The 14,376-nt window shown below is 70.0% G+C and carries 11 protein-coding genes and 1 tRNA gene; 8 read left to right on the plus strand and 4 right to left on the minus strand.

The features are described 5' to 3' along the window. Nucleotides 1-96 precede the first annotated feature (96 nt). The 4 genes from E1262_RS05745 to E1262_RS05760 form a co-directional block, all read right to left on the minus strand. The gene (locus E1262_RS05745; protein ID WP_132102148.1) at nucleotides 97-1,146 is read right to left on the minus strand and encodes a tyrosine-type recombinase/integrase; all 1,050 of its coding nucleotides are present in this window, start codon (nucleotides 1,144-1,146) and stop codon (nucleotides 97-99) included. Between the two features lie 6 nt (nucleotides 1,147-1,152). Then, nucleotides 1,153-1,389 (minus strand): helix-turn-helix transcriptional regulator, encoded by a 237-nt coding sequence (locus E1262_RS05750; RefSeq protein WP_132102150.1) that lies wholly within the window; start codon nucleotides 1,387-1,389, stop codon nucleotides 1,153-1,155. A gap of 182 nt (nucleotides 1,390-1,571) precedes the next feature. Beyond that, nucleotides 1,572-1,645, minus strand: a tRNA-Pro gene (locus E1262_RS05755). Between the two features lie 302 nt (nucleotides 1,646-1,947). Then, the gene (locus E1262_RS05760; RefSeq protein WP_132102152.1) at nucleotides 1,948-2,142 is read right to left on the minus strand and encodes a hypothetical protein; all 195 of its coding nucleotides are present in this window, start codon (nucleotides 2,140-2,142) and stop codon (nucleotides 1,948-1,950) included. Between the two features lie 477 nt (nucleotides 2,143-2,619). On the opposite strand from E1262_RS05760, the gene E1262_RS05765 reads away from it, so the two are divergent. From E1262_RS05765 to E1262_RS05800, 8 genes are all read left to right on the plus strand, one after another. Further along, complete coding sequence (locus tag E1262_RS05765; RefSeq protein ID WP_203453585.1) at nucleotides 2,620-3,951, plus strand: glycoside hydrolase family 125 protein; 1,332 nt, start codon at nucleotides 2,620-2,622, stop codon at nucleotides 3,949-3,951. Further along, the gene (locus E1262_RS05770; protein WP_132102154.1) at nucleotides 3,938-5,164 is read left to right on the plus strand and encodes an ROK family transcriptional regulator; all 1,227 of its coding nucleotides are present in this window, start codon (nucleotides 3,938-3,940) and stop codon (nucleotides 5,162-5,164) included. Before E1262_RS05765 ends, E1262_RS05770 begins: the two co-directional genes overlap by 14 nt. A gap of 62 nt (nucleotides 5,165-5,226) precedes the next feature. Beyond that, a complete protein-coding gene (locus E1262_RS05775; RefSeq protein ID WP_132102156.1) occupies nucleotides 5,227-6,597 on the plus strand; it encodes an extracellular solute-binding protein in 1,371 nt (456 codons plus the stop codon). Nucleotides 6,598-6,698: 101 nt separating this feature from the next. Then, nucleotides 6,699-7,595, plus strand: coding sequence for a carbohydrate ABC transporter permease (locus E1262_RS05780; protein WP_203453586.1), 897 nt, complete (start codon nucleotides 6,699-6,701; stop codon nucleotides 7,593-7,595). After that, nucleotides 7,595-8,446 (plus strand): carbohydrate ABC transporter permease, encoded by an 852-nt coding sequence (locus E1262_RS05785; RefSeq protein WP_132102158.1) that lies wholly within the window; start codon nucleotides 7,595-7,597, stop codon nucleotides 8,444-8,446. The genes E1262_RS05780 and E1262_RS05785 overlap by 1 nt, the downstream gene beginning before the upstream one ends. 41 nt (nucleotides 8,447-8,487) lie before the next feature. After that, the gene (locus tag E1262_RS05790; protein WP_132102160.1) at nucleotides 8,488-9,699 is read left to right on the plus strand and encodes an alpha-L-fucosidase; all 1,212 of its coding nucleotides are present in this window, start codon (nucleotides 8,488-8,490) and stop codon (nucleotides 9,697-9,699) included. Nucleotides 9,700-9,701: 2 nt separating this feature from the next. Beyond that, the gene (locus E1262_RS05795; protein ID WP_132102162.1) at nucleotides 9,702-12,158 is read left to right on the plus strand and encodes a glycoside hydrolase family 2 protein; all 2,457 of its coding nucleotides are present in this window, start codon (nucleotides 9,702-9,704) and stop codon (nucleotides 12,156-12,158) included. Continuing rightward, nucleotides 12,145-14,376 carry a glycoside hydrolase family 3 protein gene (locus tag E1262_RS05800; RefSeq protein ID WP_162605789.1) on the plus strand — a complete coding sequence of 744 codons (2,232 nt, stop codon included), beginning with the start codon at nucleotides 12,145-12,147 and terminating at the stop codon, nucleotides 14,374-14,376. Before E1262_RS05795 ends, E1262_RS05800 begins: the two co-directional genes overlap by 14 nt.

Consider the following 14,376-nt stretch of genomic DNA (forward strand, 5'->3'; position numbering starts at 1 on the left):
GCGCGCCCGCGGTTGATGATCAGGACGGGGCTGCGGCCTGGCTCGAATGACGGCGCCTCGACACGACATGCAAGAGGACCGAGCCCATCCGGGTGTTCAGGTTCTCCGAAAGGCTTGGTCGAGCAGGTCGGCGGTGACGGGGTTCACCATCTCATCGCGGCGGATGTAGTGGTCGAGGGTGATCTTGGGGTCACTGTGGCCGAGCAGCTCTGCGGCGAGGTTGACGCCGGCGGCCTCATTGACTGCGGTCGCGACGGTACGGCGGAACGCGTGCGGCGTGACGCCAGCGATCTCGGCCAGCTTCATGGCGCGGCGTAGCTGGCGCCGCACATTGTTCGGGGTCAGAGGTGTCCCGTTGCGGCTGGAGAAGAGCAGCGCTTCTGGAGACCGCTCCCCCATTGCCGCGAGCCGCTGGCGGACCGCTTCGGCCGCGTAGGACGGTAGCGCCATGGCCCGCCGAGACTTGGCGGTCTTCGGGTGGTCCTGCCGGTGCACCGGCTCGCCGCGACGGGTCACGATCGTTCCAGCAACCCGCATGGTTGGAGGTGACTCCCAATGCCGCACGGCCGCGCGGACGGCGTCGACCTCGGTCGCTGACAGAGCGTTCGGTGTCGACGGCGGGCGATGCAATCGAGCGATGCCGTCCATCGGGTTCCTGGGGAGGATCTCGTGCCGGACCGCCAGCGCGAACGCCAGCCGGAGAACGACCCGGGCGTGCTTGGCACGGCTGTAGCTCTGCTTGGCCAGCTGCTTGATGAAGCGGTCGCACCTGGCGACGCCGATCTCCCGGAGCGAAAGCTCGGCAAAGGCCGGCAACACGAGGGTGCGTATGTCCCGCTCGTAAAGCTCCCGAGTGGTCGGCGAGAGGTGACCCTCGAGGTCGAGGTCTTCCAGCCAGTAGTCGACGAGGGCGGTGAAGCTGCTGTCCGCTGTGAGCGCGGTGAAGGAGGTCTGGAAGAGTGATCGGTCGGACAGCTTCACCTTCAGTGCCCGTTCGGCGGCGCGCTCTGTGTCGGTCGTGGCCTGGACCAGGCGCGTCTTCCCGTCCCAGTCGCGGTAGCGGGCACGCGCCTCAACGCGCCTGCGCCCAATCTTGCGACAGATGATCTCGCCGAACGTCCCGATCGGCAGCCGTGGCCTAGGCATGGCGAATCACCCCGGCCCGGGCTCGGTCGGCGGCCGGTGCTCCCGCTGCCGTACCAGCCATGCCCGCACGTCCGAGACCGCGAACTTGAGTGCCTTCCCGAACTTGTACGCCGGTGGACCCTTCCCGTTGGTGCGCCAGTCGTAGATCGTCGTCACCGGGACGCCGAGGTACGCCGCCAGCTCCTCGACGTCGATGAGTGGTTCCAGGCCCCACGGGCCCGAAGGTGTCGTGATGTCGTCCATGTCGGTCAGGTGTGTGGCCGACGCCCTGACGACCAGGGCCATTGACAGCCGACCCGCAGCAACCGAGCCCGAGACGACGGAGCCCCGCCGAGCGGCGGGGTTTGTGATGGGTTTTCGATGGGCGGTTCAAATTCCACCTACCTGGAAGGTCCTGGGAACCGCCAGCTACCAGGACCTATCCGTCGGGCTGACAGGATTTGAACCTGCGACCCCTTGACCCCCAGTCAAGTGCGCTACCAAGCTGCGCCACAGCCCGTGGCCGCCCCGCCGTTTCCGGCGAGGCGACCATCAGTGTACCGCCTCCCCGCGCCGGGCCGTCCGCGGCACTCTGCATCGCCGCACCCGGCCGGTGGCTCGTGACGTTGGTGTCGGGGGTGTGGGCGGCGTCACTGTGACGATGACACATTGGCGCGCCTCATCGCCGTCTGAATCGGCGCATTTCGGGCGTCAAAGCGGTGACCAGCCGCACCAAGCTGCCCACCGATCCCCTGGCCGGCCGATCCGGCGCGGCCCTCACCAGGGACCCTCGCGCTGCGCCAGGCAGGCACGCATGAGGTGTTAGCCGCCATTGAAACTGCCGATGATGGCGTCACTGATCATGAGGATCTGGCGGTCACGGGCGAGGCCGGGTGATCGGCACGGCGACGTCGGCGTCGTCACGGCGTCGGCCGCCCCCGCGGGCCTGGCCGACCCGGCCAGGGCACCGAACACGACCCGGGCGTGGTGACACCAGCGCCAACAGTTGGCGCTCATGTCACCACCCCGCGACCACGACCGGCCCCCCGGCAGGGACACCCGGCCGCCGCAGCGGGCAGCACCTGGATGAACTACCCCCATGGCGGCTCACACCGCCGCCACCGAGTCGATCATGGAGAAGGGTCGGGTTCCCGCGACTGCAGAGCCGACCTTCTCCACACCTGGTCGTCAACGTCAACGACAACCCATCGTCACCGACAACGGCGGCTAACACATGAGGAGGCGGGCGAACGCGTGGCGGCGTCACCACGACCATGACATCAAGGCCCGCTCGACCCGCACGTTCGGCGACGCCCACACGGTCATCCCCAACGGCGCTGACAGGTTCACCCGTCTTTCACGCGATTTCTGCGCTGGCCACGGGGCTCTGGCCCGAGCTGGTCGCACGTAGGGGCTTGCGGTGCGCTGTCGCGACCCGTACGCTTCGCGAAATTAACAGGTAGGGCACCTGTTAAATAGTTGCGGAGGAGTGCGTTGTCCCTTCCCCCGGCCACCACCAACGCCGCTGCCGATCTCATCGGCTCCTGGGCACGACTTGTCGACCAAACGATCGGCGACGAGAAGGTCACCGCGATCTTCACCCGGGCAATGACCGACACGCTCGAGAAGACGGCCCGAGTGCTCCCCGACGGCACCACGTACGTCATCACCGGCGACATCCCGGCGATGTGGCTGCGTGACTCGACGGCACAGTTCTCGCCCTTCCTGTTGATGATGAGCGCCGACGACGCCGTGCAGGACCTGATCGCCGGGCTGGTCCGGCGGCAGCTGCGCTACATCTGCCTCGATCCGTACGCCAACGCCTTCAACGCCGAGCCCAGCGGCGCCGCGTACGACCCGGACGACCTGGCGGACAACCCGTGGGTCTGGGAGGAGAAGTATGAGATCGACTCCCTGGCCTTTCCGCTGCAGCTGGCCTATCGGACCTGGCGAATGACCGGCCGGCGCGACTTCCTCGACGACACCGCCCACCGTGCGCTGCGGACGGTCGTGCGCACGTGGCGGGTCGAACAGGAGCACGAGACGGCCTCGCGCTATCGCTTCCGCCGGCATGGCATGCCGCCCACCGAGACCCTGACCCGCGACGGGCTCGGATCGCCGGTGGGCCCGACAGGCATGACGTGGAGCGGGTTCCGTCCCAGCGACGACGCCTGCACTTACGGATACAACGTCCCAGGTAACCTCTTCGCCGCTACGGCCCTGGACCATGTCAGGGCCATCGCCCGCGAGGTCTTCCACGACGACGACCTGGCCGGCGACGCCCGGGCGCTCCGGGACGAGATCCGCGCCGGGGTCGAGCGGTTCGGCGTAGTCGATCATCCCAGCTATGGGCGGATATACGCCTACGAGGTCGACGGGCTCGGCGGCCAGGTGCTCATGGACGACGCCAATCTGCCGAGCCTGCTCTCGCTCCCCCATCTCGGTGCCACTGACCTCGACGACCCGGTCTACCAGGCCACTCGCGCGTTCGTGCTCGGCCCGGACAACCCGTACCACCACGCCGGGCGAGCCGCCCGCGGTGTCGGCAGCGCGCACACGCCGCCCGGCTACATCTGGCCGATCGCCCTGGCCGTCGAGGGTCTGACCAGCCCGGACCCGGCCGAGAAACTGGCACTGATCCAGACCCTGCGCGACACCGATGCCGGCACCCTCGCCATGCACGAGGCATTCCACTGCGACGACGCCGGTCGGTACACCCGCGACTGGTTCTCCTGGGGTGACTCGATGTTCTGCGAGCTGGTCCTCGACTACTGCGGCCACCGCGTGTCCGACGCCGTCCGGGAGGGCCGCCATGTCCAGTCGTAACCCGTCGCGGCTCACCCGGTCGCTGAACGACCGCCTGGTCATCGACCTGCTGCTGGAGCACGGTCCGTTGGACCGGCCGACGCTGGCCAGGCTGACCGGCCTGTCCAAGCCGTCGGTCGCGGACCTGGTGGGCCGGCTCCTCGAGAGCGGCCTGGTGGAGGAGATCGGCGAAGGCCCGTCCACGCGCCGCGGCCCGAACGCGATGCTCTACGGGCTGACGGGCGGCCTCGCGGCGGTGGCGGGCGTGGAGTTGCAGCCCGATCATGCCCAAGCGTCCATCGCGGACGTCAACGGCAGTGAGCTGGGCGCCGTCAACGTGCCGATCCGCCCAGACGAGTCCCCGAGCGAGCTGGTGGCACGCGCCTTACGCCAGGCGGCGGAACCGAGCAGCATCGACATCGGCGACCTCACCACGGCCGTCGTCGGTACGCCCGGCATCGTGGATCCCTCCGGCGACATGAGCTTCGTGTGGGGCCAGCCGGAATGGACCGGTGGACAGCTCGCCCGGATGCACGACGCGCTGGGCATTCCGGTCCGGTTCGAGAACGACATCAACCTTGCCGCCATCGCCGAGCGCCGGCTCGGCCGCGCCGTAGACGCCGAGGCGTTCGCGCTGTTCAAGTGCGACGAGGGCGTGGGCGCCGCCATCATGCTCGGATCGCAGCTGGTCCGCGGGTCACACGGAGCCGCGGGCGAGATCGGGTACGTGCCCGACCTCGCCTGGGAGCAGCGGTCGGCCGGCGACTACAACGAGGGCCTGCAGTCCGTCGCGGGTGCCCGGGGCCTGGCCGCCGCCCTGGCCGATCTGGGACTCGCGGACCTCTCGCCCGCCGCCGTCCTGGCGCCCGGGCCGGACGACACCGGGCCGGACGGGCGCGATGCCGTCCCCGCGGAACTGCGTCAGCGGTTCCTGCTCGAAGTCGCCCGCCGACTCGCCTTCGGCGTCGTGTCAGTGTGCGCCGTCATCGACCCGGAGCTGATCGTGCTCGTCGGCGAGATCGCGACCGCCGGCGGCGATCGGCTGGCCGAGGCTGTCGGCAGCCGGGTGGCACAGACATCTCCGTTCCGTCCCGCCGTCGTGGTCAGCGGCCTCGGCCACGACGCCGTCGTCTCCGGTGCCGTCACGACGGCGCTGGACTCCGCTCGCGACGAGATCTACGGCGTCGCGCCCGTCTTCGTCCGCTCCGCACCGGCTATCCGACGAACCCCCTGACCACGCCCACGCCAGGCACCCGAGCGTTGTTCGCCAGCTCCTTCACAGAACGGGAGAGCAGCATGTCCAGACGCACCATCAGAGTCCTCGCCGGTATCGCCGCCGCAGGCATCACCCTCACCGCCTGCGGCGTCGGCGGCGGCAGCGACAGCGACGACACCGAGACGCAGCAGCGAGCCGGCAGCTGCGAGCTCAGCGAGGAAGCCACCTCCGACGAGCCGGTGACCGGCGAGGTGGCCGGCGAGATCACCTTCCAGACCACCGCGCTGAAGCAGGACTTCAGCCCGTACTTCGAGACGGTCATCGCCGAGTTCGAAGAGATGCACCCCGACGTGACCGTGAACTGGCAGGACGACCCCGGCGACGCGTCGTTCACCCAGCGCCTGGTCACCGACGCCCAGTCGTGCCAGCTCCCCGACGTCGTCAACCTCAACCAGATCACGGCCTACGCGCTGTACCGGGAGAACTTCCTGCTCGACCTGGACGTCAAAGCGCCGGAGATCGGCGACGCCTTCATCCCCAGCGTCTGGGACAGCCTGGTCATGCCCGGGATCGACAGCCACTACGTGCTGCCGTGGTACTGGGGGCTGACCGGCATCCAGACCTTCAACACCGCGCTGATGGAGCGGGCCGGCCTGGATCCGAGCACGCCGCCGACGACCATCGACGAGCAGTTCGACGCCGCGGCCCAGATCGCCGAGACGTCCGGTGGCGAGTTCTTCGCCTTCTCCGCCAACCCGATGTGGCGCCTGCCGAGCGACTGGCAGCTGATGAACGTCGAGATCACCAACGAGGACGAGACCGAGTTCACCTTCGCCGACGACCCGGCCGCGCTGCACTGGACCGAGCGGATGGCCGAGCTCTACCAGGCCGGCGCCCTGCCTGCCGACACCATCTCCAGCAGCGACGACCCCACGACCCTCTACAGCCAGGGGAGGATCGTGTGGGGCTCGACCAACGCCTCGTCGCTGCGGTTCGTGCAGGAGAGCAACGCGGAGGTCTACGCCGCGACCGGTGTCGCGTCGCTCTTGAGCGAGCGCGGGCACGCCTTCCAGGACGGCCAGCTGATCGCCGTGCCCAGCACCAGCGACAACCCCGCCGCGGCGCTGGCCTTCGCCGAATACCTGCTCAGCCCGGAGAAGCAGTCGGAGTTCATCTCCGACGAGCGCATCTCGAACTTCCCCAGCACCGAGGAGTCGCTGAGCATCCCGAAGCTGACCGAGATCACAGGCGACGATGCGCTGGCCCAGGCCAACCGCCTCTCGGTGGAGCTGGCGCAGAACGCCGAGAACGCCTTCATCTACGCGTGGAGCGACGCGGTCAACTCCGCCATCATCGGCGAGATCCAGCTGGCCATGCAGGGCGACAAGTCGCCCCAAGAGGCCCTGGACGCGGCTCAGGACAAGGCCAACGACATCCTCAGCCAGGGGTAGTCGTGGCTCTCGCGCCCGCGTCGCAGCGCCGTGCCGTCCCGGACCTGGAAGGGCCGGGACGGCGCGGGCCGCGCCGTCGCCGACGTCCCGGCCGAACACCCGTGGCCAGGGGTGGTGCCGCGCTGTACCGCGCCTGGTGGGTCCCCTTCCTCTGGGTGGGACCGGCCATCGTGGCCGTCGCCGTGTGGGGGATCTTCCCCTTCGTCAACACCGTGCTGCTGTCGTTCACCGACGCCAAGCCGCTCGGCGGCGGTGGCGCGTTCGTCGGCCTGGACAACTACGCCCGGCTGCTCGACGACCCGGACTTCTGGCTCGCCACCAAGAACAGCGTCCTGTACGCGGTGTTCGCGGTGCCGCTCCTGGTGCTCCTGCCACTGATCCTCGCCCAATTGGTGTTCAAGAAGATCCCCGGGATCGGGTTCTTCCGGTCCGCGTTCTACACACCGGTGCTGGCCTCCATGGTCGCGGTCGGCCTGGTCTGGCAGAACCTGCTCAGCGACCAAGGCCCGATCAACACGGCGCTCGGCAAGCTGCACCTCATCGACGACGCCGTCCCGTTCCTGTCCGACAGCACGCTCATCCTGGCCAGCGCGATCGCGCTGACGGTCTGGAAGGGGCTGGGCTGGTACATGATCTTCTACCTCGCGGCGCTGGCCAACGTCCCTCGAGATCTGTACGAGGCCGCCGAGCTGGACGGAGCGGGCCCGGTCCGCCGGTTCATCCACATCACGATCCCGGGCGTGCGGCTGACCATGATGCTGATCGGCATCCTGTCCGGCATCGGCTCGCTGCGGGTCTTCACCGAGATCTACGTGCTCGGCGGCGCCACCGGCGGCCCCGGCGGGCAGGCCAGGACGCTGCCGTTCTACATCCGCGACGCCGCCCTCGACCCGATCGCGGGCAACGCCGGCTACGGCGCCGCGATCAGCGTCGCGCTGTTCGCGATGACCTGCGTGCTGGCGCTGCTCGCCCACAAGTTCGGCTCGAAGGAGGACTGATGCGCGTCGCCGCACGTCTGCGCGGCTACGGCCGCCCGCGCGAGCTCGTGGTCCGCTACGTCGTCCTGACGCTCGTGCTCGCCCTCATGGTCGGGCCGCTGCTCTGGCAGCTGCTGTCTTCGCTGAAGGGGGACGGTGAGGCGATCTTCGGCGACGCGGCCGGCCTGATCCCCCGGGAGCCGACGCTCGAGGCCTACCAGACTGTCTTCGATCAGGCTCCGATGGCCCGGTACATGCTCAACAGCCTGATCATGTGCGCACTGACCGTGACGTCGCAGGTCATCTTCCCGACCTTGGCCGGCTACATGATGTCGCGCCAGGGCTGGCGCGGCCGCAAGGCGGTCTACGCCGTCCTGATCGTCTCGATGATCTTCCCGTTCGAGTCGATCATGGTCTCGCTGTTCATGATGGTCCGGGACGCGGGGCTGGTGGACAACCTGATCGGCGTCTGGCTGCCGGGCGCGATCGCCGCGGTGAACGTCCTGATCATGCGGGCCACGTTCGACGCCGTGCCGGACGAGGTGGAGGACGCGGCGCTGCTCGACGGCGCCAACGAGTGGCAGCGCTTCACCAAGATCTACCTGCCGGCGTCGGTCGGAGCCATGATGGTGGTGATCATCAACTCGTTCATCGCCGCCTGGGACGACTTCCTGTGGCCGTTCATCGTGCTGCGCAGCGAGAACCTCTTCACCCTGACGCTCGGCCTGTCGCGGATGGCCGAGTCGTCCCTCGGCTACGACGTGCGCATCGTCATGGCCGGCTCCGTCATCTCCATCGCACCGATTCTCATTCTGTTCATCGTGTTGCAGCGCTGGTTCTACAAGGGCGTTGCCGAAGGGGCTGTGAAGTGACCTTGGTCGTACCGACACCCGAACAACTGTCCTGGCAGCGAATGGGGGTGGGGGTCTTCATCCATTTCGGCATCAACACGTACTTCGGCAAGGAGTGGAGCAACGGCTCCCTGCCCGCATCGGCCTTCGACCCCACCGAGTTCGACGCTCGTCAATGGGTGTCGGTGGCCAAGGACGCGGGTGCGCAGTACCTGGTGCTCACGGCCAAGCACCATGACGGCTTCTGCCTCTGGCCGACCTCGACCACCGACTACTCCGTCCGCTCCTCCCCCTGGCGGGGCGGCCGGGGCGACGTGGTGGCCGAGGTGGCCGAGGCCTGCGGCAAGGCCGGGCTCGGGCTCGGCCTCTACGTGTCGCCCTGGGACCGGAACGCCTCGTGCTACGGCGATCCGGCTGCGTACAACGACTTCTACGTCCGGCAGCTCACCGAGTTGTGCACGCGGTACGGCCCGCTCGTCGAGCTGTGGTTCGACGGCGCCGGGTCGGAGGGGTACCCGTACGACTGGCCTCGGATCGCCGACGTGATCCACCGCCACCAGCCCGGCGCCATGGTCTTCAACATGGGCGCACCGACCATCCGCTGGGTGGGCAACGAGAACGGCCTGGCCGCCGACCCGGTCGAGTACGTCGTCGACCACACCCAGATGAGCAACTACACCATCGTCTCCAGCACGTTCGCCGAGGCGCTGTACCTGCCGCCGGAGTGCGACGTCTCCATCAGGCGCGGCTGGTTCTGGCAGCAGGACGACTCCCCCAAGGATCTGGAGCACCTGCTGGGCATCTACTACCGGTCGGTGGGAATGGGCGCGAACCTGCTGCTGAACCTTCCCCCGAACCGGCTCGGCCTGCTGGATGAGGCCGACGTGAAGCGGGTGCAGGAGTGGGCCCGGGAGCTCGACGCCCGTTTCGCCGAGCCGATCCACGGTGAGATCGGCCGGCGGGATGACGAATGGCTGGTCCGGTTCCCGGACGAGGTGACCCTCGACCACCTGCGGCTGAGCGAGCACCTCGATGACGGCCAGCGCGTCACCGGACATCGGATCTGGCACAGTGACGACCTGATCTGCTCGGCGGGCACGATCGGCGTGAACCGGCTGCACGTCTTCCCGCGGCGGACGGTGCGCGAGCTGCGGGTGGAGCTGACCGGCCCCGGAGCCGGCCTGGACGCCGTCACCGCCTACCGCACCGGGCACGAATCGCCACCGCGGATCCCCGCCGGGTACGTGGCACCCACAGACCACCCGGAGGACTGACGATGGATCTCGGGACCGAGGCCGCCTGGACGGTCCGCGCCGTCGGAGGGCTGGACGCCGTGCCCGACGCGCTCCTGGAGCGCCTTCGCGACGACGGCGTGCCGGCGACCGTGCCCGGCTGCGTGCACACCGACCTGCTCGCCCAGGGCCTGATCCCCGACCCGTACCTCGACCTGAACGAGGCCGCGGTGCAGTGGATCGGTCACGTCGACTGGGAGTACCGGGGCGTCGTGGACCTCGACGAGCCGGCACCGGACGTGCACAGCGACCTCGTGTGCGACGGGCTGGACACCGTCGCGACCGTCCACGTCAACGGAGCGCTGGTGGCGCGAACGCAGAACATGCACCGCGGCTACCGCTTCGACGTGGCCGAGCACCTGCACGCCGGCAGCAACACCGTCGCCGTCAGGTTCGACTCCGCCGTCACGTACACCGAACGGGCCTGCGAGGAGCACGGGTACCTGCCCCAGGGCTACGAGCATCCGTACAGCTTCATTCGCAAGATGGCCTGCAACTTCGGCTGGGACTGGGGACCCACCCTCGTCACCGCCGGCATCTGGCGCGGGATCCGCCTGCACCGGTGGCGACGGGCCCGTCTCGAGGAGCTGCAGGTGCGCACGGACGTCGACGGCGCCACCGGTCTGGTGCACGTCCGCGCCGGCGTGGTCGGCAGGGCCGGATTCCTGGACGGTCTCACGGTGTGGGTGGAGGTCGCCGGGCGACGCCACCGGGTCGAGCCGGCCGCCGGAGCGATCGACTGCACGATCCCGGTCGATGACGCGCGCCTGTGGTGGCCGGCGGGGTACGGCGCGCAACACCTGGAGGACGTCACCGTCACCCTGGCCGACGAGGACGGCGTCGTCGAACGGCACCACCGCCGGGTCGGGTTCCGGACCGTCGAACTGGACACCGGCCCGGACGCGTTCGGCCGCGCCTTCACGGTCAAGGTCAACGGCCGGCCGATCTTCGTCAAGGGCGCCAACTGGATCCCGGACGACTGCTTCGTCAGCGGCATCACCCGCGAGCAGTACGCCGAACGCATCGCGCAGGCACGAGCGGCCAACCTGAACCTGCTGCGGGTGTGGGGCGGCGGCCTCTACGAGGACGACGCCTTCTACGAGCTCTGCGACGAGCAGGGGCTGCTGGTATGGCAGGACTTCCTGTTCGCCTGCGCCGGCTACCCGGAGACCGAACCGTTCCGCACCGAGATCGCCGCTGAGGCGCGCCAGGCGGTCCGGCGGCTCGGCTCGCACCCCAGCGTCGCACTGTGGAACGGCTCGAACGAGAACCTGCTCGGCTGGTACGACTGGGGCTGGCCGGAGCAGGTTGATGACCGCGGGTGGGGCGAGTGGTACTACACCCGCCTGCTGCCGGCCATCGTGACCGAGCTGGCGCCGACCACGCCGTACATCCCGAGCAGCCCGTTCTCGTCCACGCCCGATGTCCACCCGAACCATCCCGGCGACGGGCCGGTGCACCTGTGGGACGTCTGGAACGCGCTGGACCACACGCGCTATCGCGACGACATCCCGCGCTTCGTCGCCGAGTACGGCTTCCAGGCGCCGCCGACGTGGCCGACCTTGACCGACGCCGTCCATGACGAGCCGCTGACGCCGCGCAGCCCGGGCATGCTCGCCCACCAGAAGCAGATCGGCGGTCCTGACAAGCTCGATCGCAACCTGCGCGGCCATGTGCCCGAGCCCACGACCATGGCGGCGTGGCACCTGGCCACCTCGCTGAACCAGGCGCACGCGCTCCGGCTGGCCATCGAGCACTTCCGGTCGTGGTGGCCACGGTGCGCCGGTTCGATCGTCTGGCAGCTCAACGACTGCTGGCCGGTCACGTCGTGGTCGCTGATCGACGGCGCCGGGCGGGTGAAGCCGGCCTGGCACGCAGTGCGCGCGGCCTATGCCGACCGGCTGCTCACGATCCAGCCGCGGGAGGCCGGGCTGAGCCTGGTGCTGGTCAACGACACCGACCTGCCGTGGCGGCAGGACGTCCGGGTCCGGCTGGTCACCCTGGACGGCGATGTGCGGCGGGAGAGCGTCGTGCCGGTGCAGGCCGACGCCCGCGCCACCCGGACCGTCACGCTGGAGCCGGACCTCGTCGCCCCGAACCGGCGCCGCCAGGAGGTCCTGGTCGCCGACGCCGGCGACCTCCGCAGCGTCTGGCGGTTCGTCCCCGACGACGCCGTCCTGCTGCCGGCGCCACGCTACCGGCCCACCGTCACGGCCGCCGCGGACGCCATCGAGGTCACGGTGACGGCCGAGACGTTCCTGTCCGATCTCGTCCTGCTGGCCGAGCAGGCCGATCCGCGCGCGGTCGTCGACACAGGGCTGGTGAGCCTGCTGCCCGGTGAGTCGCACACGTTCCGGGTGAGCGGATTCGCCGGCGCGGCACCGGACCGGTTCGCCGCCGTCCTGCACACGTCCAATGAGTTGTTCCATGCCGCGTCCTGACCTCGACGCGATCGAGAAGCTGCTGACCCGGCTGAGCCTGCGCGAGAAGGTCGGCCAGCTCAACCAGCGCTTGTACGGCTGGGACTGCGTGCGCCGCACCGCCGTTGGATACGAGCTCACCGAGGCGTTCCACGTCGAGGCCGAGCGCTGGGGCGGCATCGGCGCCTTGTACGGGGCCTTGCGCGCCGACGCGTGGTCCGGGCGGGACTGGCGGACCGGCGTGGTGCCCGAGGCCCGGGCGGAGGTCGCAGCGATGATCGTCGACGCGACACGCACGCACTCCCGGCACGGCATCGGCCCGCTGCTGGTGGAGGAGGCGCCGCACGGCCACCAGGCCCTGGGCGGCCCGTCGTTCCCGGTCAACCTCAACGTCGGCTCGTCCTGGGACCCGCAGCTCTACGCGGAGTGCTCGGCCGCCGTCGCCGACGGGTTGCGGGCCGCCGGCATCCACCTCGCGCTGGTCTCCTCACTCGACCTGCTGCGCGATCCTCGATGGGGCCGCTCGGAGGAGTGCTTCGGCGAGGATCCGCTGCTCTCCGCCGAGCTGACCACCGCACTGGTCACCGGGATGCAGGGCGCGAATCGCTCCCGGCTGCACGCCGGTGCCGGAGCCGGTGTCGTCCTCAAGCACTTCGCTGCACAGGGAGAGGGCGTGGGCGGTCGCAACGGGCAGTCGGCGATCATCGGCCCCCGGGACTTGGCCGAGCTGCACCTGCCGGCCGCGCGAGCCGGCGTCGCCGCCGGTGCGCTCGGTGTCATGGCCGCATACAACGACGTCGACGGCGTACCCTGCTGCTCCAGCCCCGCTCTGCTGACCGGCCTGCTGCGCGACGACTGGGCCTTCGACGGTCTGGTCATGGCCGACGGGAAGGCGATCGACCGGCTCGCCCTCATGACCGGCTCACTGCGCCGAGCGGCCGAGGTGGCCCTGCGCGCCGGGGTGGACCTGAGTCTCTGGGACACCGCGTTCACCCTGCTGGAAGAGGCCGTGGAGCAGGACCCCAGGCTGCTGAGCGCGATCGACCGGGCCTGCCGCCGGGTGCTGACGGTGAAGGCCCACTTCGGCCTGCTCGACGCACTGATGGCTCGCCCGGAGCCGGTGAACCACTCGCCGGCGCAGGCCATCGAGCTCTCCCGGCGGATGGCCGCACGGTCGCTGATCCTGCTCGCCAACGACGCCGCCGCCCTCCCCCTGCGGTTGCCCGTAGCCGGTGGGCCACGGCCGCGGTGGGTGGTCGTCGGGCCCAACGCCGATTCGACCACGGCGATGCTGGGCGACTACGTGCCGCCGCTGCGCCCGCAGGACCAGCTCTCCGTGCTCGACGCGCTGCGCGCCGCGGCGGGCGGCCGGGTGGACGTCGTCCATGCCACCGAAAGGTCCGACGACATCGCGGGCGCCGTGGCATCAGCTGACCTCGTGCTCTGCGTGCTCGGCGGAACCAGTCACCGCACGTACGCCGACGAGTTCGCCGACAACGGCGCGGCGCTGTCCGGCGGTACGGTCGCCACCAGCGGCGAGGGCGTCGACGTGGCGGACCTCGCCCTGCCCGGCGAGCAGGACCAGCTCGTGCGTCTGGTGCGGCGGGCCACGCGCGGCACGGTGGTCAGCGTCGTGATCGCCGGCCGGCCGCACGTGCTGACCGGCGTGCTCGAGGCCTCCGACGCCACCCTGCTCGCCTGGTACCCAGGGCCGTACGGCGCGCCCGAGATCGTCCGGGTGCTCGTGGGCGACGCCGAACCCGCCGGCCGCCTTCCGGTCACGCTGCCGGCATCCGCCGGGGCGGTGCCGGTCCGCTACAACGACCGGCAGAGTGCTGTCGCCGTCTACGCCGACGCGCCCGAGCCGGTGCTGCGGCCGTTCGGCTTCGGCCTCAGCTATCGCGCCCCGACGATCCTCGCCGTCCGGGCCGAGCACCTGCCCGGCGACGACGATGTCCGCGTCGAGGTCGACGTGGCCAACCCGCACGACGCCGACGTGGCCGACGTCGTCAAGATCTTCGGGCATCGCACCGGTGGCGACACCTGGCCGCGCGAGTGTGAGCTGCTCGGCTTCCGCCGGGTCAGCGTCCCGGCCCGGGACTCGGTGACGGTGCCGTTCGACCTGGCCGGCGGGCGTGTCTTCGCCGACACCGGCCCGCAGGCCGTGACCACCATCTCCGTCGGCGCGTCGGGCCCGGGCACGACGCCCGGCCCCGCCTGCATCGTCCGGCGCCGGTGA

It is taken from the genome of Jiangella aurantiaca (assembly GCF_004349105.1).
Taxonomy (GTDB): Bacteria; Actinomycetota; Actinomycetes; order Jiangellales; family Jiangellaceae; genus Jiangella; species Jiangella aurantiaca.

Excerpts from the sequence above, each read along its gene's own strand:
- E1262_RS05745 (WP_132102148.1), bottom strand. The coding sequence starts at position 1,146 with ATGCCTAGGCCACGGCTGCCGATCGGGACGTTCGGCGAGATCATCTGT.
- E1262_RS05750 (WP_132102150.1), bottom strand. The coding sequence starts at position 1,389 with ATGGACGACATCACGACACCTTCGGGCCCGTGGGGCCTGGAACCACTC.
- E1262_RS05760 (WP_132102152.1), bottom strand. The coding sequence starts at position 2,142 with ATGAGCGCCAACTGTTGGCGCTGGTGTCACCACGCCCGGGTCGTGTTC.
- E1262_RS05770 (WP_132102154.1), top strand. The coding sequence starts at position 3,938 with ATGTCCAGTCGTAACCCGTCGCGGCTCACCCGGTCGCTGAACGACCGC.
- E1262_RS05775 (WP_132102156.1), top strand. The coding sequence starts at position 5,227 with ATGTCCAGACGCACCATCAGAGTCCTCGCCGGTATCGCCGCCGCAGGC.
- E1262_RS05785 (WP_132102158.1), top strand. The coding sequence starts at position 7,595 with ATGCGCGTCGCCGCACGTCTGCGCGGCTACGGCCGCCCGCGCGAGCTC.
- E1262_RS05790 (WP_132102160.1), top strand. The coding sequence starts at position 8,488 with ATGGGGGTGGGGGTCTTCATCCATTTCGGCATCAACACGTACTTCGGC.
- E1262_RS05795 (WP_132102162.1), top strand. The coding sequence starts at position 9,702 with ATGGATCTCGGGACCGAGGCCGCCTGGACGGTCCGCGCCGTCGGAGGG.
- E1262_RS05800 (WP_162605789.1), top strand. The coding sequence starts at position 12,145 with ATGCCGCGTCCTGACCTCGACGCGATCGAGAAGCTGCTGACCCGGCTG.